The organism is Neorhizobium alkalisoli (assembly GCF_007829835.1).
Taxonomy (GTDB): Bacteria; Pseudomonadota; Alphaproteobacteria; order Rhizobiales; family Rhizobiaceae; genus Neorhizobium.
The window spans coordinates 354,945-381,102 of the sequence record NZ_VIWP01000006.1 but is presented as its reverse complement, the minus strand read 5'-3'; the positions used below and the strand labels follow the sequence as shown (position 1 = coordinate 381,102).

The 26,158-nt window shown below is 60.5% G+C and carries 24 protein-coding genes and 1 tRNA gene; 9 read left to right on the top strand and 16 right to left on the bottom strand.

Annotated elements, in window-relative coordinates:
* The first annotated feature begins 157 nt into the window (after positions 1-157).
* The 3 genes from ubiG to FHW37_RS23440 all read left to right on the top strand — a co-directional run bounded on the left by ubiG (position 158) and on the right by FHW37_RS23440 (position 1,558).
* On the top strand, positions 158-904 hold the full coding sequence (ubiG, locus tag FHW37_RS23450) for a bifunctional 2-polyprenyl-6-hydroxyphenol methylase/3-demethylubiquinol 3-O-methyltransferase UbiG (protein ID WP_145640748.1): 747 nt from the start codon (positions 158-160) through the stop codon (positions 902-904).
* Positions 905-1,001: 97 nt separating this feature from the next.
* Positions 1,002-1,271 carry a ribbon-helix-helix domain-containing protein gene (locus tag FHW37_RS23445; RefSeq protein WP_145640746.1) on the top strand — a complete coding sequence of 90 codons (270 nt, stop codon included), beginning with the start codon at positions 1,002-1,004 and terminating at the stop codon, positions 1,269-1,271.
* Positions 1,268-1,558, top strand: a complete 291-nt coding sequence (locus FHW37_RS23440; RefSeq protein ID WP_145640745.1) for a type II toxin-antitoxin system RelE/ParE family toxin — start codon at positions 1,268-1,270, stop codon at positions 1,556-1,558. The genes FHW37_RS23445 and FHW37_RS23440 overlap by 4 nt, the downstream gene beginning before the upstream one ends.
* Before the next feature lie 23 nt (positions 1,559-1,581).
* Here the strand turns inward: FHW37_RS23440 and FHW37_RS23435 are convergent, their stop codons facing one another.
* From FHW37_RS23435 to FHW37_RS23420, 4 genes are all read right to left on the bottom strand, one after another.
* A complete protein-coding gene (locus tag FHW37_RS23435; RefSeq protein WP_145640743.1) occupies positions 1,582-2,010 on the bottom strand; it encodes a DUF1178 family protein in 429 nt (142 codons plus the stop codon).
* Positions 2,007-2,864 (bottom strand): carbon-nitrogen hydrolase family protein, encoded by an 858-nt coding sequence (locus FHW37_RS23430; RefSeq protein ID WP_145640741.1) that lies wholly within the window; start codon positions 2,862-2,864, stop codon positions 2,007-2,009. The genes FHW37_RS23435 and FHW37_RS23430 overlap by 4 nt, the downstream gene beginning before the upstream one ends.
* Before the next feature lie 24 nt (positions 2,865-2,888).
* A complete protein-coding gene (gene grxC / locus FHW37_RS23425) occupies positions 2,889-3,146 on the bottom strand; it encodes a glutaredoxin 3 (RefSeq protein WP_145640740.1) in 258 nt (85 codons plus the stop codon).
* 67 nt (positions 3,147-3,213) lie between these two features.
* Complete coding sequence (locus FHW37_RS23420) at positions 3,214-3,972, bottom strand: ComF family protein (protein ID WP_145640738.1); 759 nt, start codon at positions 3,970-3,972, stop codon at positions 3,214-3,216.
* A gap of 125 nt (positions 3,973-4,097) precedes the next feature.
* Here FHW37_RS23420 and FHW37_RS23415 point away from each other — a divergent pair, with 125 nt between their 5' ends.
* Positions 4,098-4,970, top strand: coding sequence for a methyltransferase domain-containing protein (locus FHW37_RS23415; protein ID WP_145640737.1), 873 nt, complete (start codon positions 4,098-4,100; stop codon positions 4,968-4,970).
* Positions 4,971-4,977: 7 nt separating this feature from the next.
* Here FHW37_RS23415 and FHW37_RS23410 read toward each other — a convergent pair whose 3' ends face one another.
* The 6 genes from FHW37_RS23410 to FHW37_RS23385 form a co-directional block, all read right to left on the bottom strand.
* On the bottom strand, positions 4,978-5,142 hold the full coding sequence (locus FHW37_RS23410; RefSeq protein WP_145640735.1) for a Flp family type IVb pilin: 165 nt from the start codon (positions 5,140-5,142) through the stop codon (positions 4,978-4,980).
* Between the two features lie 63 nt (positions 5,143-5,205).
* Positions 5,206-5,532, bottom strand: coding sequence for a hypothetical protein (locus tag FHW37_RS23405; RefSeq protein ID WP_145640734.1), 327 nt, complete (start codon positions 5,530-5,532; stop codon positions 5,206-5,208).
* A gap of 125 nt (positions 5,533-5,657) precedes the next feature.
* Entirely contained in the window at positions 5,658-6,062 is a 405-nt protein-coding gene (gene mutT, locus FHW37_RS23400; protein ID WP_186458369.1) for an 8-oxo-dGTP diphosphatase MutT, read from the bottom strand.
* Positions 6,063-6,073: 11 nt separating this feature from the next.
* Positions 6,074-6,844: a GNAT family N-acetyltransferase gene (locus tag FHW37_RS23395; protein ID WP_145640730.1), complete on the bottom strand. Its 771-nt coding sequence runs from the start codon at positions 6,842-6,844 to the stop codon at positions 6,074-6,076.
* 8 nt (positions 6,845-6,852) lie between these two features.
* The gene (gene argJ, locus FHW37_RS23390; RefSeq protein ID WP_145640728.1) at positions 6,853-8,094 is read right to left on the bottom strand and encodes a bifunctional glutamate N-acetyltransferase/amino-acid acetyltransferase ArgJ; all 1,242 of its coding nucleotides are present in this window, start codon (positions 8,092-8,094) and stop codon (positions 6,853-6,855) included.
* 164 nt (positions 8,095-8,258) lie between these two features.
* A complete protein-coding gene (locus FHW37_RS23385; RefSeq protein WP_145640727.1) occupies positions 8,259-9,155 on the bottom strand; it encodes a peptidylprolyl isomerase in 897 nt (298 codons plus the stop codon).
* Between the two features lie 262 nt (positions 9,156-9,417).
* On the opposite strand from FHW37_RS23385, the gene secA reads away from it, so the two are divergent.
* The 3 genes from secA to FHW37_RS23370 all read left to right on the top strand — a co-directional run bounded on the left by secA (position 9,418) and on the right by FHW37_RS23370 (position 15,027).
* Positions 9,418-12,129 carry a preprotein translocase subunit SecA gene (gene secA / locus FHW37_RS23380; protein WP_145640726.1) on the top strand — a complete coding sequence of 904 codons (2,712 nt, stop codon included), beginning with the start codon at positions 9,418-9,420 and terminating at the stop codon, positions 12,127-12,129.
* 200 nt (positions 12,130-12,329) lie between these two features.
* Positions 12,330-13,739 carry a lipopolysaccharide biosynthesis protein gene (locus FHW37_RS23375; protein WP_145640817.1) on the top strand — a complete coding sequence of 470 codons (1,410 nt, stop codon included), beginning with the start codon at positions 12,330-12,332 and terminating at the stop codon, positions 13,737-13,739.
* Between the two features lie 7 nt (positions 13,740-13,746).
* Positions 13,747-15,027, top strand: coding sequence for a GNAT family N-acetyltransferase (locus FHW37_RS23370; protein ID WP_145640724.1), 1,281 nt, complete (start codon positions 13,747-13,749; stop codon positions 15,025-15,027).
* 4 nt (positions 15,028-15,031) lie between these two features.
* Here the strand turns inward: FHW37_RS23370 and FHW37_RS23365 are convergent, their stop codons facing one another.
* Entirely contained in the window at positions 15,032-16,684 is a 1,653-nt protein-coding gene (locus tag FHW37_RS23365) for an AMP-binding protein (protein WP_145640722.1), read from the bottom strand.
* Positions 16,685-16,862: 178 nt separating this feature from the next.
* On the opposite strand from FHW37_RS23365, the gene FHW37_RS23360 reads away from it, so the two are divergent.
* A tRNA-Leu gene (locus FHW37_RS23360) sits at positions 16,863-16,947 on the top strand.
* A gap of 89 nt (positions 16,948-17,036) precedes the next feature.
* On the opposite strand, the gene FHW37_RS33690 is transcribed toward FHW37_RS23360, so the two are convergent.
* From FHW37_RS33690 to FHW37_RS23350, 3 genes are all read right to left on the bottom strand, one after another.
* Positions 17,037-17,213 (bottom strand): hypothetical protein, encoded by a 177-nt coding sequence (locus FHW37_RS33690; RefSeq protein ID WP_186458368.1) that lies wholly within the window; start codon positions 17,211-17,213, stop codon positions 17,037-17,039.
* Between the two features lie 147 nt (positions 17,214-17,360).
* Entirely contained in the window at positions 17,361-17,810 is a 450-nt protein-coding gene (locus FHW37_RS23355; RefSeq protein ID WP_145640720.1) for a hypothetical protein, read from the bottom strand.
* Between the two features lie 189 nt (positions 17,811-17,999).
* Complete coding sequence (locus FHW37_RS23350) at positions 18,000-20,264, bottom strand: methyl-accepting chemotaxis protein (protein WP_145640719.1); 2,265 nt, start codon at positions 20,262-20,264, stop codon at positions 18,000-18,002.
* Positions 20,265-20,578: 314 nt separating this feature from the next.
* On the opposite strand from FHW37_RS23350, the gene FHW37_RS23345 reads away from it, so the two are divergent.
* A complete protein-coding gene (locus tag FHW37_RS23345; RefSeq protein WP_145640717.1) occupies positions 20,579-21,481 on the top strand; it encodes an alpha/beta hydrolase family protein in 903 nt (300 codons plus the stop codon).
* A gap of 91 nt (positions 21,482-21,572) precedes the next feature.
* On the opposite strand, the gene FHW37_RS23340 is transcribed toward FHW37_RS23345, so the two are convergent.
* Both FHW37_RS23340 and FHW37_RS23335 read right to left on the bottom strand, forming a co-directional pair.
* Positions 21,573-23,840 carry a methyl-accepting chemotaxis protein gene (locus FHW37_RS23340; protein WP_186458367.1) on the bottom strand — a complete coding sequence of 756 codons (2,268 nt, stop codon included), beginning with the start codon at positions 23,838-23,840 and terminating at the stop codon, positions 21,573-21,575.
* A gap of 298 nt (positions 23,841-24,138) precedes the next feature.
* Entirely contained in the window at positions 24,139-26,127 is a 1,989-nt protein-coding gene (locus tag FHW37_RS23335; protein WP_145640716.1) for a methyl-accepting chemotaxis protein, read from the bottom strand.
* Positions 26,128-26,158: the final 31 nt, after the last annotated feature.

The following is a 26,158-nucleotide window of genomic DNA, read 5'->3' as shown; positions in this document are numbered from 1 at the left end:
AGTCCGTGCCTGAATAGTCCATGAATGAAACGTTGGCTGCCGTTCAGACCTTGGCGGAAACAACTGTTGCCTCGTGCCCGAATGGAATAACCTACACCTCTTGACTTACGCGTCCGATCGTCCGACTTCACGGGCGATGAACACGAGGAAGACGATGATGAGCGAAGCTGCACGGACCACGGTCGATGAAAGCCAGGTGGAATGGTTTTCGAAAATGGCCGCCGAATGGTGGAGCCCGACCGGCAAGTTCAAGCCGCTGCACAAGTTCAATCCTGTCCGCCTCAATTATATCCGCGAAAAGATCTGCGCCCATTTCGGCCGGGATCCTAAAGCGCATCTGCCGCTTTCCGGCTTGCGCATCCTCGATATCGGCTGCGGCGGCGGACTGCTTTCCGAGCCGATCGCCCGTATGGGCGCGACCGTGATCGGTGCCGATCCGTCAGAAAAGAATATCGGCATCGCCTCCACCCATGCGGTGGAAACCGGCACTAGCGTCGACTACCGGGCCGTCACCGCCGAGCAACTGGCTGAAGCCGGAGAAATGTTCGATGTCGTCCTGAACATGGAAGTCGTCGAACATGTCGCCGATGTCGAGCTGTTCATGACCACCTGCGCCTCGATGGTCAAACCCGGCGGCCTGATGTTCGTCGCCACGATCAATAGGACCCTCAAGGCCGGCGCGCTCGCCATCTTCGCTGCCGAAAACATTCTACGCTGGCTGCCCCGCGGCACCCATCAATATGAAAAGCTGGTTCGCCCGCACGAACTGGAAAAGCCGATGGTCGAAAGCGGCATGGAGATCATCCACCGCACCGGTGTCTTCTTCAACCCGCTGCAGGATCGCTGGAACCTCTCGCCCGATATGGACGTGAACTACATGCTGCTGGCGAGCCGGGCGGCTTAGCCCAGCCAAAGCGCACCATTACCGACGCGCAGATGCGCGCACGTTTCGTGCTCGCAGATTCGGTGATATGATTAGCGCGTTCGTTCCGGAGGCACCGATGACCGAGGCTGTGAAGATTACCGTAACTTTAGAGCCTGATCTCGGCGACTTCGTCCGTGACCAAGTCGAGAATGGATCTTTCGCGTCACCGAGCGACTATGTCGAAGATCTGGTCCGCCGCACCCTGGAAAGGGATCAGGCACGGAAAAAGCTTGAGGCGGAATTGCAGAAGGGCATCGATGATATCGAAGCCGGCAGGGTGATGTCTCTCGAAGAGGCATTTGACAGCGTTTACGACGAGCTCGGCTGGGATCGTCCGGTGCAATGAAAGTCATATTTACCCGGAAGGCTCGCCAAGACCTTGTGGATATAGCCCGGCATCTCGTCAAACATAACCCCAGCCGGGCAAGATCCTACATGGAAGAGCTACGAACGGCGTGCATCGAGATCGGCGAGATGCCAAATGCGTTCGAAAGGCTAGAGAAAACCGGCATTACGGAAATACGCCGAAGGACATTTCAGCCCTACCTCATCTTTTATCGACTGAGAGAAGATGAGGTTCAGCTTGTCCGCGTACTTCACGGTGCAAGGAATTATCTAAAAATTCTCGGTTAGCATTGAAGCAAACCGAACCCGTCTCAGTTCACATCGTCCGGCAGAACCGGCAGCGGCGCGATCTCGATACCTTCGTCGAGCAGGTCCTTCACTTCGCCGAGGCTCGCCTGGCCGATGATGCCGCGGGCATCGGCTTCGCCGTAATGGATCTTTCGCGCCTCTTCGGGGAAACGCTCGCCGACATCCTCGGCATTCGCCTTGATCGTCGCCACGGCTTCCTTCAGCTTCGCCGCCATTTCCTGGCGGGCAAGGTCCATCACCATCTGTTGCTTGGCTTCCTTTTTCCGCGCGGTCGAGATGGAGGGCGCCATCAGCGTTTTCGAAATCGAGGCGGAACCGCAGGTCGGACAGGTCAGAAACCCGCTCTTAACCTGCGCATCAAAATCCGCACCGGTGGAAAACCAGCCTTCGAACTGGTGCGCATGATCGCAGGAAAGCGAATACTTGATCAAGCTGCCACGCCTCCGGCCGCAACCGCCGGCACCGTGTCCAGCGCAAAATCGCGGGCATTCTTCAGATTCGGAATTTTGGCGCGGGCGGCCTTTACGGCGTCGATATCGATCTCGGCGACCAGAACGGCTTCCCCTTCACCACCGGCGGAAGCAAGCACCTTGCCCCAGGGGTCAATGATCATCGAATGGCCGAACGTGCGACGGCCGTCCTCATGGCTGCCGGCCTGTGCCGCAGCGATCAGGAAAGCACCATTTTCAATAGCACGGGCGCGCAGAAGAATTTCCCAATGCGCCTCGCCAGTCTGCACCGTGAAGGCAGCAGGCACGGTCAGGATCTCGGCACCGGCAAGCGCTTCCGCGCGAAAGAGCTGCGGGAAACGCACATCGTAGCAGATCGCGAAACCGAGCTTTGCGATCCCAATATCGGCCACCCGCGCCTCGCCGCCCGCCTCATAGGCAGAGCTCTCGCGAAAACTCTCGCCATTGTCGAGGTCGACATCGAACATATGGATCTTGTCGTAGGAGCAGATCTTTTTGCCATCAGGGCCGAAAAGCAGCGCCCGGTTGGCGATCTTGCCGTCGCCGCGACCGATCGCGGTGGAGCCGACATGCAGGAAGATGCCAAGTTCTGCGGCAAGGCCTGAAGCGGTCTTCGCGATGATGTCGTCCGCCTCGCCACGCAACATGGCCCGCAACGCAGGCCGGTCGCGCTGCATGGCACCGGTCATTTCCGGCGTTTGGATATAGGTAGCGCCCTGTGCAGCCGCGTCCCGCACCAGACGCGCCATATCGGCCGCGTTCTTCTGCGGATCGATACCGGAACACATCTGGATCGCGGCGGCCTTGAACGACATGGTCCCTACTCCCTTGAAGCGGCTTCAAGCCGCGAGCATCGCATCCAGCTTGCCGGCCCGGTCGAGCGCATGAATATCATCACATCCGCCGACATGTTCACCGTTGATGAAGATCTGCGGGAAGGTGTTGCGACCATTCGACTTGCCGACCATCTCGTCGCGCAACTCCTTGGAGAAGGTCGCGTCATGCTCGGTATAGGCAACGCCCTTGGATTCCAGAAGTGCCTTGGCACGCGAGCAGAAACCGCAATATTCGCGGGTATAGATGATGACATCGGCCATGACAGTCTCCGAAGCGCTGCCAGATAAGGGATGGGAGGAAGGCTGGAAGCGCAAGTTTTTCTGTTTTTCATATAGGCGTGGAAACGGCCATTGCAAAGGTCAAAACCGTGACATCGGCGGCACCGGCCTTGCGCAAGGCGCGGGTCGCGGCAGAAACCGTGGCCCCCGTGGTAAACACGTCATCCACCAGCACGATCCGTTTGCCGAACACGTCAGCCTCATGACCGGGTGCGATGCTGAAAGCCGCGCGAACATTTTCCGCGCGGGCACGCGCTGTCAGCCCAACCTGCCGGCGCGTATTCTTCACGCGAACGAGCGTAGCAGGAAAGAACGGCTTTTCCGCCTGCCGGGCAAGATGCCGTGCCAGTTCAGCCGACTGGTTGAACTTACGGGACAGGAACCGGCGCCGATGCAACGGCACCGGCAGGATTGCGTCACATGCCTCCACATGACCTTCCGAAGCGCGCAACATCCAGCCGGCCATCATTGCGGCGAGGTCGGTACGATCCCTATATTTCAGCGAATGAACGAGATTGCGGGCGCTGTCTTCGTAAATCGCTGCCGCCCGCAACCGGTCGAAAACCGGCGGATCGGCGATCGCCTCGGCAGACAGCATGCCGCGGCCGGGATCATAGGAGAAAGGCAGGCCCAGAACCTCGCAATAGGGCCGTTCGATAAAACGGACCTCACGCCAGCAGGCAGGGCAGAAGCCAGCGTGGCTGCCGGTCATCCGCCCGCAGCCGGGACAGGCTGGCGGATAGACGAGATTGCCGATCGCTCGCGAGCACCCCGAAGCGGACCGTGCTACTATCTGCAAAAATGGCATGGCCTGGGCCAAGGAAATGGCGAATGACATGGCTTGACATTAGTCGATGGAACGCGCCTTTGCGACCCGCGCAAATTGAGTGGTCCAGGCAGGCCAACCGATCCAAACAGACTGAGTAGACCGATATGGAAATTCTCTTCGACGACAGGCTGGTTGAGGCAAGACGGCAGAGGGCAGCGGCAAAAGGCGATCCCGGCGCGGCCTTCCTTCTCGACATAGCCGGCCGGGAACTCGCAGAAAGGCTCTCTGTTGTCGAGCGAACCTTCGAGGCGGCTGCCGAATTGCATGGCGGCACTGGCAGCGCGGCGCGCGCCGCATTTGCAACCGGCAAGATCACCTCACTCACTCGCATCGAGACAAGCACCTTGTTCGCTGAGGCTGATGATCAGTTCGTGCAGGCCGGCATCGATGACGTCCCGCTGGAGCCTGCTTCCGTCAATCTTGTGCTGTCGCCGCTTGCCCTGCACCTCGCCAACGATCTGCCGGGCACGCTCGTACGCATCCGGCGCGCGCTGAAACCGGACGGCCTGTTTCTGGGTGCCATTCCCGGCGCAGGCACACTCTCCGAGCTGCGCGACGTCCTGCTTTCGGCAGAGGCCGAATTGACCGGCGGCGCCAGCCCGCGCGTCATCCCCTTTGCAGATGTCCGTGATATCGGCGCCCTGATGCAGCGCACCGGTTTCGCGCTCCCGGTCGTCGATGCGGAAAGTTATACGGTGCGTTACGACAACCTGTTCGCGCTGATGCGCGACCTGCGCGCCATGGGCATGACCAATGCGCTTGCCGGCCGCAGCCGCGTCCCCGTATCGCGGGCATTTTTCCTGAAGGCGGCGGAAATCTATGCGGAGCGGTATGCCGATCCGGATGGGCGCATCCGCGCCACGTTCTCGATCATCTATGCGTCAGGATGGGCGCCGCATGAAAGCCAGCAGCAGCCACTGAAGCCGGGTTCGGCAAAGATGCGTCTCGCTGATGCGCTGAAGGGTGGTGTGCAGTAAAAACGGATCAGACGGCGAGCTTGCCGCTGATGAAATTGAACATGTTGACCAGCGACCCCGTGAATGCGCCGAAACCGGCGATCATGGCGAGCGAAAGCACTGCAATGATCAAGCCATATTCGACAGCCGTTGATCCCCCTTCATCGCGCAGTATCGACCGGAGGAGACGCATGGCTTGCCCTTCTACTTTATGACCGTTTCCTGATGATTGCCTAATCTATCACCCAAAGGTTAATCAGCAGTCATCACCGGAGGAATAACCTTGCACGACGCAGACTGACCCGGGGGTATCCTGGAGAATGCTGCGACGGATCGTATAGTGCTTGGTGTTCTTGTCGGACGACTTGTTGATCGAGCCCGTTGTCAGCATGTCGAAATCATCCTGAACACCGGCAAGCTTGTTGCGCTCGTCGTTGCGGCTGGCAAGCATGGGCGTGATGATCAGCGACAGTGCGATCGCTGCCGTACCGAACAGAAGTGCGATATTGAGAGCGCCTGTCCGGCCGGATCCGGATTTCGTGCGTCTGCGGCTCGGCACCGTTTTCCAGAATTCGTCATCCATGCCGTCATGCCTCGTCAAATGCAGTCGCTGGTCGGCAAAACCATGCCACAGGCGGCTGAATCAAAAGTTAACGAGACCTGAATTTTATCATACGATTTTGAACAATCCGGCCGCCGCCCCGCTGCTCAGAGCAGGTCCTGCAGGATCGGGATAAGTGGTTCATCGGCTGGCGGCATCGGGTAGTCACGCAGTGCCGAGGGCCTTACCCATTTGATCGCCTGGCCTTCCCGGCCCGTTGCCACGCCCTCGAAACGGCGGCAGACGTAGAGCGGCATCAGAAGATTAAACTTCTCGTAAGTGTGGCTAGCAAAGGTCAGCGGCGCGAGGCACGCAACCTTGGTCATGATCCCGAGCTCTTCCTCGAGTTCACGCACCAGCGCCTCTTCGGGCGTCTCGCCCGGTTCGACCTTGCCGCCGGGAAACTCCCACAGGCCGGCCAGCGACTTGCCTTCCGGCCGCTGCGCCAGAAGAATCCGACCATCGGCATCGATCAGTGCGCAGGCGGCGACGAGAAGCAGCTTTTTCTCCATAGACGTCACCCTCAGATCTGCTGCCAGTAACGGTAGTCATAGGCCTTGCGGAAACCGAACCGCTCATACATGGCAAGCGCCGGCACATTGTCGGAAAGAACCTGCAACCAGGCCGAGCTGGCGCCGCTGATCCGAGCCCACAGCAGGGCCGAGGTGAGGATTTCCGTGCCAATCCCCGTCCGACGTGCGTATTCGGCGACGTGAAACGACATGATGCCTGCAAGATCGTTATCCTGCACGCAAAGTGCCACGGCCATCGCACCCTTGCTGGGATCTTCCTTGATGAAATAGCCCGAAGACGGCCTGATGGAACTCAGGATCTCGGCAAGGGCCGGCTTGAGCGAGGCATCATACTGGCCGACCGCAATATTCGCATCGAGGAAACGACCAATATCATGGCTCGGCAGATGGCCAAGTGTTACAGGCAGAGGGAGTTCGGTCAGATTGACGGTCAGAACATCGACCCGCTCGACTACTTTCCAGCCCTGGGCCTCGAGATATTCACTCATGACAGGCGAGGCGAGCGGCGTCTCGCGGATGACCAGGGGTCTGCCGTGATCTTCGAAACGCTTGCGCGCCCGCGACAGGCGCATATCCATGTCGCGATGGTCGGACGGGTCAAGCGGCACGATACAGTTCAGCCGCTTTGACGGATGTCCGCCGGTCAGCCGCACCTGCCAGCTGCCGTCATAAACCACGGAAGAGGCAGGCCATGCCCTAAAGCCGACGGCTTCCAGCCGCCGCACCAATGGCAGGTCGTCCTCTACGGAAGGCGCAGTCATCAAGTCCATCAGCTCCGGTAATCGCCGTTGATGGCGACATATTCCTTGGTGAGATCGCAGGTCCAGACGGTTGCGGTACCGTTGCCGAGACCAAGCTCAACCTTCACCGGAATATCCTGCTTCTTCATTACGGCAGTCGCGGCGTCCTCGGAATAGGACGGATCGCGCTCGCCGTTGACGGCAACACGGACATCGCCGAACCAGATCGCCAGCCGGTCACGGTCGGCAGCTTCGCCGGCCTTGCCGACTGCCATCACGATACGGCCCCAGTTGGCGTCCTCACCGGCAGCCGCGGTCTTGACCAGCGGCGAATTGGCGATCGAAAGCGCGATCGTCTTGGCGGCCGCATCGCTCTCAGCACCGGTCACGGTAATCTCGAGCATCTTGGTAGCACCCTCGCCATCACGGGCGACCTGGATGGCAAGCGCCTTAAGGAGATCGTTCAGCGCCGCGCGGAAAGAGGCAAGCGCCGGATCGTCGGCCGTCTCGATACGCTTCTGGCCGTCAGCAGCGGCGGCGCCGGTGGCAAACAGCATCAGCGTGTCGGAGGTCGAGGTATCGCTGTCGACGGTCATTGAATTGAAGCTCGGCTCGACGCCGGCAGACAGCATAGCCTGCAGCGCGGAGGAGGAGATATCAGCATCGGTGACGACGAAGGAGAGCATGGTCGCCATATCCGGCGCGATCATGCCGGCGCCCTTGGCAATGCCGTTGATCGTGACCGTGACGCCGCCGATCTCGGCAGTGCGGGTCGCGACCTTTGGATAGGTGTCGGTAGTCATGATCGCCTTGGCGGCTTCCTGCCAGAAGTCGCCGGTTGCGGTCTTGTTCATGTCGCCGAGCACACCGGCAAATTTGGAGGCGTCGAGCGGTTCGCCGATCACGCCGGTGGAGGCGAGGTAAATTTCGTTTTCGCCGCAGCCGACTGCTTCTGCAGCAGACTTCGCGGTCAGCGCCGTCGCAGCCTTGCCCTTGATGCCGGTAAAGGCATTGGCATTGCCGGAATTGACGACCACCGCGCGGGCGACGCCATGCGGCAGGTTGGAGCGGCAGAAATCGACCGGAGCAGACGGACATTTCGACTTGGTGAAGACACCGGCAACAGCAGCCGGCTTGTCAAAGACCATCAGCAGGACGTCGGTACGACCCTTGTATTTGATACCCGCAGCCGCCGTCGCCATGCGCACACCGCGCAGGGCCGGCATTTCGGGATAGGATTTCGGAGCAAGGGGAGAGACGGAAGCTGACATCGTCGACACCTGGATAAAAGCTGAAAGATCGAGATCTTCGGGATTGAATGATTCATCCCTTGTATTTGGAGCCTCAGGCTTGAGGCGAGGATCCAAATACAAGGGATGCCAACACAACGGATGAATGAAAGCGGGGGCACGAATGCCCCCGACATATCAATGGATCAGGGCTTTGCGGCCGGAGCGGCGTCCGGCACTGCAGGCGCGTCGCCGCCTTCCTGCATCTTGCTGACGTCGTCATAACCCTTCTTCAGGGCCGGATCGAGAATGTCGACCTTCTGGTCGGCCTTCGCCTTTTCGATCAGAGCGACGTACTTGTCGCGCATGACGAGCTGCTTGACCTGGTCCTGGACCTGGTCGAAAGCCGGCGGAGCGGCATCGCGCTTGTCTTCGACCTTGATGACGTGGAAGCCGAACTGGGTCTTGACCGGGGTCTTGGTGTACTGGCCCTTGTCGAGTGCAAAAGCGGCTTCTTCGAATTCCGGAACCATGCGGCCCGGACCGAACCAACCGAGATCGCCGCCGTCGTCCTTGTTGCTGTCCTGCGAATTTTCCTTGGCGAGCTTGGCAAAGTCTTCGCCCTTGTCGAGCTTGGCGATGATCGCCTTGGCTTCGTCCTCGGTCTTGACGAGAATATGGGCAGCCTTGACTTCCTGCTGCTTCGGGATCGCTGCGATTTCCTTGTCGTAGCGAGCCTTTACCTCGGCTTCAGTCGTAGCTTCGACGACATGCTTGCGGAAGTATGCATTATGCAGTTCGCGGTCGCCGATATAGGCCATGCGCTTCTTGAAATCGTCGGTCTTGTCGACGCCTTCGGCGAGAGCACCGCCGGCAAGCAGCTTCACGTCGATCGCGCCGGACAGAGCTGCAACCTTCTTCTGTTCGTCAGGAAGCTGGGCCAGCTGCGGGTCGAGATTCTGCACCGCAAGGTCGAGTTCCGACTGATGGATTTCCAGGTTACCGACCTTCGCGACGACAGCGTCATCAGCGGAAAAGGCGGTGGACTGGCAGAGGATCGCAGCGGCAAGAGCGGCCGACGCGAGGAATTTGTGGCGCAACATCAAGTTACCTTTCGGCTAGGATACCGGTCTCGGAACGCCCGAGGCCGGCCGGAAAACCCTCAAAAACACCGGATTGTGGCCATTCTGTATCGGCCGTCACCGTTGACATAATTCGACCCCCCTCTTATCTGTCACGCAACTTCGCGTCCAGAAGAGTTTCCGGGCGCAAGCGGGTCATTTTGCCAAGTCCGGTTGCCAGATAAGACCGGCGGGCGAGACGCTCCGCATTTCGATGGAACCGACTTTAGAAAGGGCCATCCCTATGGTCAGCTTCGGCGGCATTGCCCGCAAAATCTTCGGCTCGGCAAACGAGCGCCGCGTTCGTGGCTACAAGCCGACGCTCGCCGCCATCAATGCGATCGAGGAGAAGACCAAGGCGCTGACCGACGAGCAGCTCGCCCACAAGACGGTCGAGTTCCGCGAGATGCTGGCGCAGGGCAAGACCCTGGATGATATCCTCATCCCCGCTTTTGCTGTCGTTCGCGAAGCATCCCGCCGCGTGCTCGGCATGCGCCCCTTCGACGTGCAGCTGACCGGCGGCATGATCCTGCATGACGGCTCGATCGCCGAAATGAAGACCGGCGAAGGCAAGACCCTCGTCGGCACCCTGCCCGTCTATCTGAATGCGCTGTCTGCCAAGGGCGTTCACGTCGTTACCGTCAACGACTACCTCGCCCAGCGCGACGCCGCCACCATGGCCCGCCTCTACGGCTTCCTCGGCCTGTCCACCGGCGTCATTGTCCACGGCCTGTCCGACGACGAACGCCGCGCGGCCTATGCCTGCGACATCACCTACGCGACGAATAACGAACTTGGCTTCGATTATCTGCGCGACAACATGAAATACGAGCGCAACCAGATGGTTCAGCGCGGCCACAACTATGCGATCGTCGACGAAGTGGACTCGATCCTGGTCGATGAGGCGCGCACGCCGCTGATCATTTCCGGTCCGCTCGATGACCGTTCCGACCTCTACAACACGATCGACGCTTTCATTCCGATGCTGTCCTCGGAAGATTACGAGATCGACGAAAAGCAGCGTTCGGCCAGCTTCTCCGAAGTCGGCACCGAAAAGCTCGAAAACCTGCTGCGCCAGGCCGGCCTTTTGAAGGGTGAATCGCTCTACGACGTCGAGAATGTCGCGATCGTCCACCACATCAACAACGCGCTGAAGGCCCACAAGCTGTTCAACCGCGACAAGGACTACATCGTCCGCAATGGCGAGATCGTCATCATCGACGAATTTACCGGCCGCATGATGCCGGGCCGCCGTTATTCGGAAGGCCAGCACCAGGCACTGGAAGCCAAGGAAAAGGTGCAGATCCAGCCGGAGAACCAGACGCTCTCCTCGATCACCTTCCAGAATTATTTCCGCATGTATTCCAAGCTTGCCGGCATGACCGGTACGGCCCAGACGGAAGCGGAAGAATTCGGCAACATTTACAAGCTCGAAGTCGTCGAAGTTCCGACCAACCTGCCGATCCAGCGTATCGACGAGGATGACGAGGTCTACCGGACCTTTGAAGAAAAGTTCAAGGCGATCATCGTCGAGATCAAGGACGCCGCAGAGCGCAACCAGCCGGTTCTGGTCGGCACGACCTCGATCGAAAAGTCGGAAATCCTGGCCACCATGCTGCGCCAGTCCGGTTTCGAGAATTTCAACGTTCTGAACGCTCGTTACCACGAGCAGGAAGCCTATATCGTCTCGCAGGCCGGCGTGCCGGGTGCTGTCACGATCGCCACCAACATGGCAGGCCGCGGTACCGACATCCAGCTTGGCGGCAATGTCGACATGCGTCTTGAGCGCGAGCTTGAAGGCATTGAGGACGAAAGCGAACGCGCGGCGAAGGAAGCCGCGATCCGCGCCGAGATCAAGGAACTGAAGGAAAAGGCGCTCGCCGCCGGCGGTCTCTACGTCATCGCCACCGAACGCCACGAAAGCCGCCGTATCGACAACCAGCTGCGCGGCCGTTCGGGCCGTCAGGGCGATCCGGGCCGCTCGAAATTCTATTTGTCGCTTCAGGACGACCTGATGCGCATCTTCGGCTCCGACCGTATGGACGGCATGCTGCAGAAGCTGGGCCTGAAAGAAGGCGAGGCGATCGTCCACCCATGGATCAACAAGGCGCTGGAACGCGCCCAGAAGAAGGTCGAAGCCCGCAACTTCGACATCCGCAAAAACCTTCTGAAATATGACGACGTCACCAACGACCAGCGCAAGGTGATCTTCGAACAGCGTCTCGAAGTGATGGATTCGCAGGACGTGTCCGACATGGTCGAGGACATGCGCCACGAGGTGATCGAGATCATCGTCACCAAGCATATTCCCGAACGGGCCTATGCCGAACAGTGGAATGCCGCCGGCCTGCACGAGGACGTCCAGCGCCTGCTCGACCTCGATCTGCCGATCGAGGACTGGGTCAAGGAAGACGGTATCGGCGAGACCGACATCCGCGAGCGCCTGATGACAGTCGCCGACGCATCGGCCAAGGACCGCCGCGACCGCTTCGGCGACGAGATCATGAACTATGTGGAGCGCTCGATCCTGCTCCAGACGCTCGACCATCTGTGGCGTGAGCACATCGTCAATCTCGACCATCTGCGTTCCGTCATCGGCTTCCGCGGTTATGCCCAGCGCGACCCGCTGCAGGAATACAAGGCCGAGGCTTTCGAACTCTTCCAGGCCCTGCTCGCCAATCTGCGTGAAGCCGTGACCGCCCAGATGATGCGCGTCGAACTGGTCCAGAACCCGGAACCGCCGCAGCCGCCGGCCGTCTACGAGGAACACCACATCGACGCCTCAACCGGTGAAGATCAGGTAACCGGCCGCGACGGCGAGAACTTCATCGTTGCCCCGGAGGATCGCCGTCCGGAAGACCAGTCCACCTGGGGCAAGGTCGGCCGCAACGAAGCCTGCCCATGCGGCTCGGGCAAGAAATACAAGCACTGCCACGGCGCCTTCGAACAGGCGTAAGGGTTTGTGATAGTGATGAAAAACGCCGCCTCCGGGCGGCGTTTTTGTTTGTTCGTGTATGTCCTCCCTCCAGAGTTGGCGGCGCCTAGCCCATTAGAAATTCCTAAAAATAGAACCCTCTTGGCACACCGTTTCTTAACCCTGACGTGTCACTCTGGATCCCATTGTTCCAGCGTTGTAACGAGTATTGCGTGCCCCGAATGGTGGTCATCGAAACAGCGGAAAAACTGCTTCCGCCCGGCCTGCGCACCCGGCTCGCACCGCTGACCGGGCGCATCATCAATATCCTGACTGCCGACGATGATACCGCACGCGCACAGCGCCAGGCATTGATCGCCTTTGCCGTGCGTGTCGTCAGCGCGGCCATTGCCTTCATCTCGCAGATCGTCATGGCCCGCGTCATGGGCGAATTCGATTACGGCATTTTTGCTTTCGTCTGGGTTCTGGTCATCCTTGCTGGCAATCTCTCCTGCCTCGGCTTCCACACCTCGATCATCCGCTTCCTGCACGAGCATAAAGCAAATGACGATATCGAGACGATCCGCGGGCTGAACCTCACCGTCCGGCTCATCGCGCTTGCCTCGGCCAGCACGCTTGCCGCAATCGGCCTGCTCACGCTGCATCTGCTCGGCGACCGGGTGGAACCCTATTACCTGATCCCGGCATCACTCGCCTTCTTCACCATGCCGATGATCGCGCTCGGCGACGTTCTGGACGGCACCGCCCGCTCCAACGGCTGGACGCTGATGGGCCTCAGCCCCACCTATCTGTTCCGCCCGACGCTGATCCTGATCTTCATGCTGGCCGCCGTCTGGTCCGGCGCGCCGCATACGGCCGTCACGGCAATGGAATCGGCACTCGCCGCCACCTATGTCAGCACCCTGATCCAGCTCCTGCGCGTCACTCTGCGCCTGCGCGGCAAATACGGTTCGGGTCCGCGGCGTTTCGAGGTTCTTTCCTGGTTCAAGGTCTCGCTGCCGCTCTTCCTCGTCGATGGGATCGGTTTCCTGCTGACAAATGCCGATGTCGTGGTCGTCGGTCTCTACCTACCGCCCGACCAGGTCGGCATTTACTACGCCGCGGCAAAGACCATCGTGCTGGTTCAGTTCGTCTATTTTTCCATCAAGGCGGCGGCTGCCCCGCGTTTTTCGGCGATCATGGCCGAAAAGGACATGACGGCGCTTGCGACCTTTGCCGGCCAGACGGTGCGCTGGAGTTTCTGGCCGTCGCTGGCCGTCGGGCTTGCCGCTCTGGCCGCAGGTGAACTGCTTCTGTCGCTGTTCGGTACCGCCTTCACCGCCGGTTATTGGCTGATGGCGATCCTCTTTGCCGGCATTTTGTCGAAGTCGCTGGTCGGCCCCGGTGAGGTCCTGCTCAGCATGGCGGGCAAGCAGAACCTCTGTGTGGCGCTCTATGCCGTGACGCTGGCCGCCAGCATCACCATGAACCTCACCCTCATTCCGCATTTCGGTCTGATCGGCGCTGCAACAGCGACTGCATCGGCCATGGCGATCGAAGCGATTCTGCTCCATATTACGGTGCGCCGAACGCTCGGCATTGTGCTTTTCGCCTTTGCCGATCCGATCCCGACTGCGTCTCCGAAGGCTTGAAACGACCATGGCTCTCCCTCCGATCAGCACCGAAACGGACGACGACGGCAAGCGCAACACGCCGCAGCAGCCGGTGCGGGCACGCCCGGAGCGACCAGATGCCGATACGCGCATCCCGGTCGGTCGGCAGGGTCGCGAGCTTTGCCTTTACCCGGCAGCCCTCGGTTACGAGCTTCAGGACGAACTGGAATTCCTGTCCAACCGCGCCATGGAGCCGAACATCTTCTTTTCGGCCCGCCTTCTCGCGCCCGCCATGCCGCGCATCGATGACCGGCAGGTGCGTCTGGCGCTGATCCGCGACGAAACGGAAACCCGCAGCCGCATGCGGCTTCTGATGCCCTTTACCGTCGAAAAGCCAGGCTTTTCGGTCGGCGCACCGATCATCCGTGTCTGGGCCAATCCGTTCGGCCCGCTCGGCACACCGCTGGTCGATGCCGAGGACGCAGCCGAGACGATCGACAACCTGTTCGAGGCGCTCTCGATGAGATCCGCCCGTCTGCCTTCGGTTCTGGTCATCCCCGATATCCGCCTCAACGGCCCCTTTGCACAGCTCGCAAGAGCAGTCGCGATCAACCGCGATCTGCCGCTTGCCGTCACCGACCCGTTCCAACGGCCGATGCTCGAAAGCCTGCTCGACGGCAATGCCTATATGAGCCACTCCGTGTCGCCACATCACCTGCGCGAGATGCGTCGTCAGTGGCGCAAGCTGGAGCGGACCGGCCAGGCCGTCTATTCCGTCGCCCGCCAGCCGGAAGATGTGCGCCGCCGCATGGAAGAATTTCTGGCACTCGAGGCAAGCGGCTGGAAGGGCCGCAAGCGCTCGGCGCTGACCAACGACCGCTACCGTGCCGCCTTCGCCCGCGAAGCCATTACCAATCTGGCCGAAATCGATGCGGTGAGAATTCACACGATCGACCTCGACGGAAGAGCGATCGCCTCGATCATCGTGTTCCTGATGGCCGGCGAGGCCTATACGTGGAAGACGGCCTATGACGAGAGCCTCAGCCGCTTTTCGCCCGGCAAGCTCTTGATCATGAAGCTGACCGACTGGCATCTCGACGACGCCAACATCATGCGCACCGACAGCTGCGCCGTGCCCGACCACCCGATCATGAGCCGGCTCTGGGAAGAGCGCGAAGAGATGGGTTCGCTGGTCATCGGCCTGTCGCGCAATGGCGACCGCGACGTGCGCCAGGTCGCAGCCCAGCTGCACATGTACAAGAACACCCGCAACATCGCCCGCCTGCTGCGCGAAAAGATCATGTCGATCGCCGGTCGCGGCGACTGACAGCTCAGCCTTCCACTGCAGCCTCGGCGATCGCTTTGTCCCGCAGGACACGGCGAATAAGCTTGCCGCTGGTGGTCATCGGAATCTCTTCGACGAAAGCCACTTCGCGCGGATATTCGTGCATGGACAGCCGCGACTTGACCCATTCGCGGATCTCCATCGCCAGCGCCTCGCCAGCCGCATAACCGTCGGCGAGTACGACATAGGCCTTGACGATTTCGGTGCGGACCGGATCCGGCTTGCCGACCACGCCCGCCATCCTGACAGCGGGATGACCGTTGAGGCAGTCCTCGACCTCGCTCGGACCGATCCGGTAGCCCGATGACGTGATGATATCGTCGTCGCGACCGAGAAACTCGAAATATCCCTGTCCGTCACAACGCCCAAGATCACCGGTCAGCAGCCAGTCGCCGGCAAACTTCGCCTCGGTCGCAGCCTCGTCTCGAAAATAACCGAGGAACATCACCGGATCGGGCCGGTGGATGGCGATCTGCCCGATCTGACCTGCCGACAGTTCGCGGCCCGTATCATCGACGATCCCGACACGATGGCCCGGCACCGGCAGTCCGGTCGCACCGCTGCGGGAAATGCCGAGACTGGCCGAAGAGGCAAGGACGAAATTGCATTCCGTCTGGCCGTAAAGCTCGTTGACCGTCACGCCAAAAGCCTTGGCCGCCCAGTCATAGGTTTCCCGCCCAAGTGCCTCGCCGGCCGACGTGATCGTCCGCAGTCCAAGCGCCCGCAATCGCGTATCAATTCCCTTCGCCGAACGCATCAGCCGCAAGGCCGTCGGCGGAATGAAGGCGTTGCGCACACCCATCTCCGCCATGATCCTGACCGCCATGTCCGGATCGAACTTTTGGGCCGGCGAGGAAACGACCGGAATGCCGAGCATCAGCGACGGCAGGACGACATTGAGAAGACCACCCGCCCAGGCCCAGTCGGCCGGCGTCCAGATCCGGTCGTCGTCCTGCGGCGCAAAATCATGGCCGATCTGAAATCCTGGCAAATGGCCTGCAAGCACCCGGTGCCCGTGCAAGGCGGCCTTGGGCGGCCCGGTTGTACCCGAAGTGAAGATCATCAGCGCCGGATCGTCCGGCCCCGTGGCGACGGCCTCGAAATGCGCAGGATTTTCGGCAATCAGGGCCTCCATCGATAAAATGCCGGGGCCGACCATCCTCTCATCGGCAACAATCACATGCCGCAATTCCGGCAGGCGGTCGCGTATGTCGGCAAGCCGCTCAAGCCCGAAACCGTTGGTGACGATGGCTGTGGCGTCCGACATCTTCAGCCGGTATTCCAGCGCCTCCGCCCCGAACAGCAGCGCCAACGGCAGCGCAATCGCTCCCATCTTGTAGATCGCCGCGTGCCAGATGACAGTCTCGAACCCCTGCGGCAGAAGCAGTGCCACCCGATCGCCGGCAGCAATGCCGAGCCCGCTCAACGCATGTGCGAGCGCATTCGAGCGCGCGGAAAGCTCGCCATAGGTCAGCGCAAGGTGGTCTCCGCCCGGATCGAAATGCTGGAGACAGATGCGCTGCGGCTCGATTTCCGCCCAGTCATCGCTGATGAGCGTCCCGATGTTGAAACGGGCCGGGATGTCCCAGGAAAAATCGCGGCAGAGCGCGTCATAGGAGGGGGCGAATGGAAGTTTCATGATCCGGCATGTCTTTTGTCGCGGCGCACAATGCATCCTGCCGGCCACGGAAACAACCCGGCGAAGCAACAGGCAGCACACTTCCGGTGCCACCTGCCCTGTCATCGATCATTGAGGGATAGTTCCTCTTGCGTCGTTACACAGGCGCATGTTAGAGGCCATGCACCATGATTTCCGTGCCCCGTTGGCGGAATTGGTAGACGCGCCTGACTCAAAATCAGGTTCCGAGAGGAGTGCTGGTTCGATTCCGGCACGGGGCACCACCGTTTCACTTCCACATCTCGAATTGCACGATGATTTCAGCCCGTTGAGGCTGGTTATCCCTGTACGGGCGGCAAGCTTGCGCAGGCCTCTATTGTATCGGCGGCCTCCAGGTCGAGCTGCTATCCTCGGCAACCGCAATCGGCTTGGCGCGTGTCTGCTGCACGCTGCTCATGCCGGCGCCATGGACAGCCATGGCAAGTCCGATGAACGCTGCGATCAGGCAAATTCCGATAAAGTGGTAGGGCGGGTCATTGTCCTCCGTCATCGGCATCCTCCATTCAATTAGAGGATTATGATATACGACGGCGGAATTGCCAACTTCCGTATCGATTCAGGGTAAATCCCGCCATCTCTGGCGGGATCCCGAGTTTGCAGCATGGAGGCGATCAGCCCCAATGCGAGCCTGAAGCGATCAGCTCTTCAGCGCGGTGTTGCACAGGCTCCAGTAGCCGCCGCCCTTCTGGATCCACTTCAGATCCTTCAGCGTGCCGGCATCCTTGTTCTGGTGATAGGAATCGACGCAGGTCTTGAGGCGGCCCTTTGCCGGCGTCTCGGCGGCGTATTTCTTGTCGATCGCCTTCGGGAAGCTGACGCCCTTCGGCGCGGCGATAGACGCCTTTTCAGGCTCCTTCTCGGTGGTGGCGGCGACGTCCTTGTCGTCGGCAGCATCTTCCGCGGCAGCCTCAGAGCCGCAATTCTTGGCCCGGAAGTCGTTCCACTTCATGTCCTTTGCAGAACCATCGGCCTTGGCCGCCTGATACTTGGTACTGCATTCCTTCATCGTCAGTGCCGAAGCCGGAGAGATGAATGCGACCGAAGAAAGAAGAGCAAAAGACGCAAGAAATACTAGACGGTTTGTCATTGAAACCTCCCTTGAGCATGAACGCTGCAAAGACTATCCGACCGCTCAATTTGCTTGTCAACGAACCAAAAGTGAGCGCAAACTAATTTTTTCCTGGCGAAAGTGCAGGCATGCAAAAGGCGGGGTTTCCCCCGCCTTTCCGATCCTTATGGCTGCTCGCTTCGCGCGAAGCCCGCCAGGCATTCAGCCTCAGAACTCTTCCCAGCTGTCTGCAGCAGCCGAAGGCGCGGCGGCAGCGCCACCCTTGCCGCGGAAAGCATTGGCAATCTTGCCGACCATGCTGCGAGCCGGCGACGATACGGGAGCCGCATGCGGCGCGGCACTGACCAGTGCCCGGCGGGTCGCCGGAGCGGAAGCATAGCTTACCTGGTCCGAACCGCTGCCCAGCTGGAAACCGCCGATCAGCTCACGAAGACGGCCCGCCTCATTGGCAAGCGTCGCACCGGCGGCATTGGCCTCTTCCACCATCGCCGCATTCTGCTGCGTCACCTGGTCCATCTGGTTGACCGCCGTGTTGACCTCGGAAAGGCCGACAGACTGCTCGCGCGAGGACGTGGCGATCGCATCCATGTGCTGGTTGATGGTGACGATATAGCTCTCGATCGCCTTCAGCGCTTCACCGGTATCGCTGACGAGCTTGACGCCGTTCTCGACCTCGACCGACGAATTGCGGATCAGATCCTTGATCTCCTTCGCAGCCTTTGCTGAGCGTTGGGCGAGTTCGCGCACTTCCTGTGCGACAACGGCAAAGCCCTTGCCTGCTTCACCCGCACGCGCTGCTTCGACACCCGCGTTCAGAGCCAAAAGATTGGTCTGGAAGGCGATGTCGTCAATCACACCGATAATGCTGGAAATCTGCTGCGACGACTGTTCGATCTTGCCCATAGCATCGACGGCGCTGGCAACGACCACGCCCGACTGGCGGGCACTGCCATTCGCCTGGATCGCGACGGTACGGGCCTCTTCGGCGCGCTTCGACGAATTCGAGACGTTTGCGGTGATCTCGTCGAGAGCGGCTGCCGTCTCCTCGAGCGAGGCTGCCTGCTGTTCGGTGCGCTTCGAGAGATCGTCGGCAGACTGGCTGACTTCACGCGAGCCGCTGTCGATCGAGGAGGTTGCTGTTGCGACGGCTGCCAGCGTGCCACGCAGCTGTTCGACCGTGCTGTTGAAATCCGCACGCAGGCTTTCGAAATCCGAGGCGAACGGCTTTGTCAGCTGGAAGGTCAGGTCGCCGGACGACAGGTGACGCAGGCCTTCGCCGAGGCCGGATGTCGCCTGCGCCATCGCTTCGGCGCGCTGATGTTCATGCTCGGCATTACGGCGACGTTCCTCCTCGCCAAGATGACGCTGCTCGTCGGCAAGCCGCTCGAGGCCCTGCGCCTTCAGCGCGTTGTCCTTGAATACCTGCACGGCCCCAGCCATGGCGCCGATTTCATCAGACCGGTTCTTGCCACCGACATCGACAGCAAGATCGCCGGCAGCGAGACGCGACATCGTGCGGGTCAGGCCTGCAATCGCGCCGGCAAGAGAGCGGGCGAAGAAGAGGAAGCCGACAAGCGCCAGAAGCGATACCACGATCGAAACACCGGCGGACATCCAGGTCGACTGGCGCGCCTGCGCCAGGATATCGCTCGCATCCGTGGCGATTTCGATGACGCCGAGCTTGGCCCCGCCGAAATTGTTGAAGGGAACGGCATTGACGATCATCTCGCGGCCGTCGAGCGTCGCGTTTTCCAGGATCGTCTCTCCGTCGAGAGCCGCCTTGATCTTTTCATCGGAAAGAATGCTCTGCCCGTTCTGGGTCGACGACTGTCGTTGCAGCTTGCCTTCCACCAGCACGTCGACGACGATCTCGGCACCGAGCCGGTCCGCGATCGGATTGAAGAACGCGTTGCTGAGTTCCGTGCCGACATCGACCGCGCCGATCACCTTGCCGTCCTTGAGGACGGGAACGGTTGCGCTCGTGTTGATCGCCGTGCGGCCCTGTTCGATGCCGGCGGCCAGCTTGCCGGTGTTGATCGCCGTTGCCACCGTCTGGCGGCGGCCGATGATCTTGTCGCCGAACTTGTCCGGCGCATGCGGCCGGGCGATGACAGTTCCGGTCGCATCGAGGAAGGTGAAGGTCTGCAGCGAGCCCTCTTTCGAGACGGCCGCCATGCCGGGCCCGTATCTCGCGATGATCCCGTCGCGATCGTTATTGCCGATCAGCTGGATCGTGCTCGGATCGTTAGCGACGGATGACGCAAGCGCCGCCGCCGATTTCTGGATTGCGGCCATATCCGTCTGGATGACGGCCAGATCGCTCGAGACTTTGCTTTTCAGCGCCTTGTCGTTCATGACCGATTGTCGATACCAGGCAAGGCCGCCGATCGCGGCGCTGGCAAACAGAACGGCGGCAAAGCCGTAGGCGGTCATGGTAATCCATAATGGACGCTTGATATGAAGCTCGGTCATTTCGAAAATCCCCCCGGACAGGCAAAGTGGTTTCGCCCGAAGGATCTTGGCAAAAGATCAATTTTGGATAAATTTTTCGGGATCACGAAAGGGTAAATGTCGAATTTCACTTACATTTATGCGACCCTGCCACACTCCCCTAAAAAGCGCGCAACCGGGCAATGCAGCCACAATCCGGAGACACGCGGCGCGTGATCAATTCCGCGTGCTTTCTAGCGTTTTGCCAATTCTGGCCACAGGAAGCACAAGGCATGGGCTTGCCGCAGCGCCTTTGAATGCTAGCTTGAAGCCATCGTGATATTCGATGGTGACAAATGCTTCTGACCCGCCGCCTTATGATGGGTGGTCTTGCTGCCGGCGCACTTCTGCCTCAGGCCGCGAGTGCCGCTTCCTTTCCCATTCCTGAAGTTCTGCCCTTCGAGAAGGAAGATTACGGCGAGGCGAGGCGTCATTTCACCACGCGTCTTCTGTCGAAAGGCCCCGCGCCCGAGGCATCGCCTCCGCTTGGAACACCGCCCGGCGCAAAGAAGATCACCTATCCCGGCGGGCCGGATGGGTCGATCGAGCTGATTGCCTGGATCTCGCATTACGAGCCTTCGTCGAAGCTGAAGCCGGCAGTTATCTTCCTGCATGGCGGCAATGCCACGGGCGATGGCCATTGGGAGCTGATGAAACCCTATTGGGAGGCAGGCTTCGTGGTCATGCTGCCGTCGTTCCGCGGTGAGAATGGCCAGGCCGGCAATTTCTCGGGCTTTTATGACGAGACGTCGGATGTCCTGGCGGCGGCAAATCATCTGGAAAACCTGCCGGGCATCGACAAGAACCGCTTCTTCCTCGCCGGCCACAGCAATGGCGGCACGCTCGCCCTTCTGGCCGGCATGTGCCGGAAGTTCAAGGCCGCGGCCCCGATCTCCGCAGGTGTCAATTCCTGGCGTTTCTTCGGCCGCTGGGAGCAGGATATCCGCTTCGATGCCAGCGATCCGAAGGAGTTTCTTATGCGCTCGTCGGTCTGTTTCGGCTCAAGCCTGAAATGCCCGACACTGCTTCTGCGCGGCACGGAAGAACGGCCCTTCGACCAGGATCACCAGCTGCTGATCGACCGGGTGCGGGCAGCGGGAACCTCGATCGAGGCAAAGATGCTGCCGGGAACCCATAACGGCGTCGTTCCAGGCGCCGTGCATGAAAGTATTCGTTTCTTCAACCAGTTCATGGGCTGAATGCCTGCTCTGATTGATGGCCATGAAAAAAGGCGGGGTAAAACCCCGCCTTTTCGTTTCATTCGATCCGTGATCCGTTCGCGGCTCAGCCTCAGAACTCTTCCCAGCTCTCGGCAACAGGAGCAGCAGCGGCCGCGGCTCCACCGCTTCTGCCGGTAAATGCCTTGGCAATCTTGCCGACCATGCTGCGGGCCGGTGAAGAGACCGGTTTGGTATGCGGAGCGGCATTGACCGGCGTGCGGCGTGCGGCCGGAGCCGGGGCATAACCCGCCTGAACCGAACCACCCAGCTGGAAGCCGCCGATCAGTTCGCGCAGGCGGCCCGCCTCGGTGGCAAGCGTTGCACCGGCCGCATTGGCTTCTTCCACCATGGCAGCGTTCTGCTGCGTGACCTGGTCCATCTGGTTGACGGCCGTATTGACCTCATTGAGGCCGACCGACTGCTCGCGCGAGGAGGTCGCGATCGCATCCATGTGCTGGTTGATCGTGACGATATACTCTTCGATCGTCTTCAGCGCCTTGCCCGTATCGCTCACCAGCCGGACGCCGGTCTCGACCTCGACCGACGACTTGCCGATCAGATCCTTGATCTCCTTGGCAGCCTGAGCCGAACGCTGTGCAAGTTCGCGCACTTCCTGTGCAACGACCGCAAAGCCCTTGCCGGCTTCGCCTGCACGCGCGGCTTCGACACCGGCGTTCAGGGCAAGCAGGTTGGTCTGGAAGGCGATATCATCGATGACACCGATAATGTTGCCGATCTGGTCGGAAGACTGCTCGATACGGCCCATGGCATCGACGGCATTGGCAACCACCGCACCCGACTGGCGGGCGCTGTCATTGGCCTGAATGGCGACCGCGCGGGCCTCATCGGCGCGCTTCGAGGAGTTTGCGACATTCGTCGTGATCTCGTCGAGGGCCGCTGCGGTCTCTTCGAGCGAAGCAGCCTGCTGTTCGGTGCGCTTGGAAAGATCGTCGGCCGACTGGCTGACTTCACGCGAACCGCTGTCGATCGACGACGTTGCATTGGCGACAGAAGCCAGCGTACCGCGCAGCTGTTCGACCGTGTTGTTGAAATCGGCACGCAGGCCTTCGAATTCTTCCGCAAAGGGCTTTGCCAGCTGGAATGTCAGATCGCCGGACGACAGATGCGACAGGCCCTCTGCCAGACCCGAAGTGGCTTCGGCCATGGATTCCGCGCGAATGCGATCCTGTTCGGCATTGCGGCGGCGCTGCTCTTCGGAAAGATTGCGCTGCTCGTCGGCCTGACGCTCCAGCTCGCGTGCCTTCAGGCCGTTTTGCTTGAACACTTCGACAGCCTTGGCCATCGCGCCGATTTCGTCCGGACGATTATCGCCCTCTACCTCTGCCGACAGATCACCCGAGGCAAGCTTCGACATGGTGCGGGTCAGGCGGGAAATAGCGCCGGCAAGCGCACGGGCAAAGAACAGGAAGCCGACCAGCGTCAGTGCCGAGACGATCAGCGTACCGATGATCGTGGTCCACATGGCAGAGGTCTTGGCGGCAACGATATCGGTTGCATCGGCTGCAATCTCGAATACGCCGATCTTCTCGCCGGCGAAGTTATGCAGCGGGCGGACGGTGACCATCATGTCGCGATCACCCATCTGGACCTGCTTGAGGATCGGCTTGCCTTCGAAGCCGGCCTGCATTTCCTCGGGCGTCAGCAGCGACTTGTCGCCAACCGTCGAGCTGCGCGTCGAAAGCTTGCCATCGACGACGACATCGACGGCGATTTCATCGCCGAGCTTCTTGGCGAGCGGGCCGAAATAGGCGGTGGACATCGGCACGCCGACGTCGATCGCGCCGACCACCTTGCCATTCTTGATGACCGGTGCCGTCGCATACATGCTGATATTGCCGTCCGGGCCGGGCTCGATACCGGAGGCAACCTTGCCTTCCTTGACGGCAATGCCGACGGTCTTGCGGCGGCCGAGCATGCTGCCGCCAAAGCTTTCCGGCTTGTGGATACGCGCCAGCGCATTGCCTTCGGCATCGACGACGGTGAAATAGAGAAGTCCGCCTTCCTTGGCGATCTGCGGCAGAACACCGGCATAAAGGCTGATCGCCTTGGCGCGATCATTGGCTTCGATCGCCAGCGCCATTTCCGGGTCGGCAGCCATGACCGACGCCATTGCCGCAGCCGAACGCTGGATTGCCGTCATGTCGGTCTGGATGATGGCCAGATCGCTGGTCGCCTGCTTCTGCAGGGCTTCGTCGCTGGATGCTTCCTGCGCCCGCCATGCCATGCCGCCGATCGCGACACTTGCAAAAAGGACCGCGGCAAAGCCGTAGCCGGTGATTTTGACCCATAAAGGCCGCTTGATATTCAGTTCAGTCAACTTCGCCCCCGCGATGATATGTCTCAGACAAGGGACAACTATTTTGAATACTTCTAAATTTTGGATAAATTTTTAGTGCTACTTCATTGATTCATATGAGCTTTTTAATTGCATACAGTAAGTATGCGCGCGCATGGATTGCACACATGCGTCACTTTTCGTTGCATTTGCGACGGTAACTGCCTGACTTTCCAGATAGATGGCGGGCAAAGGCAAAAAACCTGAATTTCCCTCCAGAACAAAAAAAGGCGGAGAAAAATCTCCGCCTTTTTGGATCGATCAGGGGAAGAGATCAGCCTCAGAACTCTTCCCAGTTGTCTGCAGCAGCCGACGATGCGGTTGCAGTTGCACCCTTGCCGCGGAAAGCGTCGGCGATCCTGTTGACCATATTGCGGGCCGGCGAAGACACGGGCGCCGAATGCGAACTGACGGTCGCAGGCGCACGGTGATTGGCCGACGCGACAGGAGCCGCGCCATAACCGGCCTGGCCTGAACCGCTGCCCAGCTGGAAGCCGCCGATCAGCTCACGAAGACGGCCCGCCTCATTGGCAAGCGTCGCACCAGCGGCATTGGCTTCTTCCACCATCGCCGCATTCTGCTGCGTTACCTGGTCCATCTGATTGACCGCCGTATTGACCTCGGAAAGGCCGACCGACTGTTCGCGCGAGGACGTGGCGATTGCATCCATGTGCTGGTTGATCGTGACGATATAGCTCTCGATCGCCTTCAGCGCTTCGCCCGTATCGCTGACAAGCTTGACGCCGTTCTCAACCTCGACCGACGAATTGCGGATCAGATCCTTGATCTCCTTCGCAGCCTTGGCAGAACGTTGGGCAAGTTCACGCACTTCCTGAGCGACAACGGCAAAACCCTTGCCCGCTTCACCCGCACGCGCCGCTTCGACGCCGGCGTTCAGGGCAAGCAGATTGGTCTGGAAGGCGATGTCATCGATGACACCGATAATGCTCGAAATCTGCTGCGACGACTGTTCGATCTTGCCCATTGCATCCACGGCACTGGCAACGACGACACCCGACTGGCGGGCACTGCCATTCGCCTGGATCGCGACGGTGCGGGCCTCTTCGGCGCGCTTCGACGAATTCGATACGTTTGCGGTGATCTCGTCGAGAGCAGCAGCCGTCTCCTCGAGTGAGGCTGCCTGTTGTTCAGTGCGCTTCGACAGATCGTCGGCAGACTGGCTGACTTCGCGCGAGCCACTGTCGATCGACGAGGTTGCCGTTGCGACGGCTGCCAGCGTTCCACGCAGCTGCTCGACCGTGCTGTTGAAATCCGCACGCAGGCTTTCGAAATCCGAGGCAAACGGCTTTGTCAGCTGGAAGGTCAGGTCGCCGGACGACAGATGACGCAGGCCTTCGCCGAGGCCGGATGTCGCCTGAGCCATCGCTTCCGCGCGAAGACGCGCCTCGTCCGCATTGCGGCGGCGTTGTTCTTCCGTCTGGTCGCGCTGCTCTTCGGCCTGGCGCTCCATTTCACGGGCCTTGAGACCGTTTTCCTTGAACACTTCAACGGCCCGCGCCATGCCGCCCACTTCGTCACGGCGGTCCGTGCCGGCCACATCGGTGTCGAGGTCGCCTTCCGCAAGACGCGCCATCGCAGCGCCGAGCGAACGAACCGGGTGAACCAGCCAGGCGCGGATCGCCACATAGCTGACAGCGGTAATGACGAGAAGGCCGACCAGAACGCCACCGATCGTGGCCCAGTAGACGGTCTCAGACGTCGCAGAGAGATCGGCACTACGCGCCGTCGTGCGATCGGAAAGCTCGGTCACCTTGTCGGACAGCGACTGGCCCATGCTGCGGAACAGTGGCTGGCAGGTGGTGAAGAACACCTCCATCGCATTCTTCATGTCGATATAGGTAAGCGCTTTCGAACCAAGTGCGATCGCATTGGCGCAGGACTGGTCGAGAACGGCCAGCGACTTCGCCTTCAGGTCAACGATCGAGGCATCGGCCGGAAGATCGGAGACGGCCTTGTCGATATAGGTGGAAAACAGCTGACGGCCGGAGGCGATCTCGTCGAGCGCCTTCTTTTCCTGTTCCTTGTTCGAGGTCAGGATCACGTCGGCAATGGCGCCGCGGATCGACTGGAAGGTCTGGTTGGCGCGCGACAGCGAGGTCGAGGCATCGCCCTCCGCCGTCAGCAGCGCCTTGTAGCCCCTGTCGACACTGTTGATCTGGCTGCCGGCATAAAAGGCCAGTGCCAGGGCGAACAGACCGAATGAGGCAAGCAGAATGAGAAATTTGCCGGTGATAGAAACGTTCTTCATGGAAGACCCTGACTAGAAGCGCACAGGAAAA

Excerpts from the sequence above, each read along its gene's own strand:
- ubiG (WP_145640748.1), top strand. The coding sequence starts at position 158 with ATGAGCGAAGCTGCACGGACCACGGTCGATGAAAGCCAGGTGGAATGG.
- FHW37_RS23445 (WP_145640746.1), top strand. The coding sequence starts at position 1,002 with ATGACCGAGGCTGTGAAGATTACCGTAACTTTAGAGCCTGATCTCGGC.
- FHW37_RS23440 (WP_145640745.1), top strand. The coding sequence starts at position 1,268 with ATGAAAGTCATATTTACCCGGAAGGCTCGCCAAGACCTTGTGGATATA.
- FHW37_RS23430 (WP_145640741.1), bottom strand. The coding sequence starts at position 2,864 with ATGTCGTTCAAGGCCGCCGCGATCCAGATGTGTTCCGGTATCGATCCG.
- grxC (WP_145640740.1), bottom strand. The coding sequence starts at position 3,146 with ATGGCCGATGTCATCATCTATACCCGCGAATATTGCGGTTTCTGCTCG.
- FHW37_RS23420 (WP_145640738.1), bottom strand. The coding sequence starts at position 3,972 with ATGCCATTTTTGCAGATAGTAGCACGGTCCGCTTCGGGGTGCTCGCGA.
- FHW37_RS23415 (WP_145640737.1), top strand. The coding sequence starts at position 4,098 with ATGGAAATTCTCTTCGACGACAGGCTGGTTGAGGCAAGACGGCAGAGG.
- FHW37_RS23410 (WP_145640735.1), bottom strand. The coding sequence starts at position 5,142 with ATGCGTCTCCTCCGGTCGATACTGCGCGATGAAGGGGGATCAACGGCT.
- FHW37_RS23405 (WP_145640734.1), bottom strand. The coding sequence starts at position 5,532 with ATGGATGACGAATTCTGGAAAACGGTGCCGAGCCGCAGACGCACGAAA.
- mutT (WP_186458369.1), bottom strand. The coding sequence starts at position 6,062 with ATGGAGAAAAAGCTGCTTCTCGTCGCCGCCTGCGCACTGATCGATGCC.
- FHW37_RS23395 (WP_145640730.1), bottom strand. The coding sequence starts at position 6,844 with ATGACTGCGCCTTCCGTAGAGGACGACCTGCCATTGGTGCGGCGGCTG.
- argJ (WP_145640728.1), bottom strand. The coding sequence starts at position 8,094 with ATGTCAGCTTCCGTCTCTCCCCTTGCTCCGAAATCCTATCCCGAAATG.
- FHW37_RS23385 (WP_145640727.1), bottom strand. The coding sequence starts at position 9,155 with ATGTTGCGCCACAAATTCCTCGCGTCGGCCGCTCTTGCCGCTGCGATC.
- secA (WP_145640726.1), top strand. The coding sequence starts at position 9,418 with ATGGTCAGCTTCGGCGGCATTGCCCGCAAAATCTTCGGCTCGGCAAAC.
- FHW37_RS23375 (WP_145640817.1), top strand. The coding sequence starts at position 12,330 with ATGGTGGTCATCGAAACAGCGGAAAAACTGCTTCCGCCCGGCCTGCGC.
- FHW37_RS23370 (WP_145640724.1), top strand. The coding sequence starts at position 13,747 with ATGGCTCTCCCTCCGATCAGCACCGAAACGGACGACGACGGCAAGCGC.
- FHW37_RS23365 (WP_145640722.1), bottom strand. The coding sequence starts at position 16,684 with ATGAAACTTCCATTCGCCCCCTCCTATGACGCGCTCTGCCGCGATTTT.
- FHW37_RS33690 (WP_186458368.1), bottom strand. The coding sequence starts at position 17,213 with ATGACGGAGGACAATGACCCGCCCTACCACTTTATCGGAATTTGCCTG.
- FHW37_RS23355 (WP_145640720.1), bottom strand. The coding sequence starts at position 17,810 with ATGACAAACCGTCTAGTATTTCTTGCGTCTTTTGCTCTTCTTTCTTCG.
- FHW37_RS23350 (WP_145640719.1), bottom strand. The coding sequence starts at position 20,264 with ATGACCGAGCTTCATATCAAGCGTCCATTATGGATTACCATGACCGCC.
- FHW37_RS23345 (WP_145640717.1), top strand. The coding sequence starts at position 20,579 with ATGCTTCTGACCCGCCGCCTTATGATGGGTGGTCTTGCTGCCGGCGCA.
- FHW37_RS23335 (WP_145640716.1), bottom strand. The coding sequence starts at position 26,127 with ATGAAGAACGTTTCTATCACCGGCAAATTTCTCATTCTGCTTGCCTCA.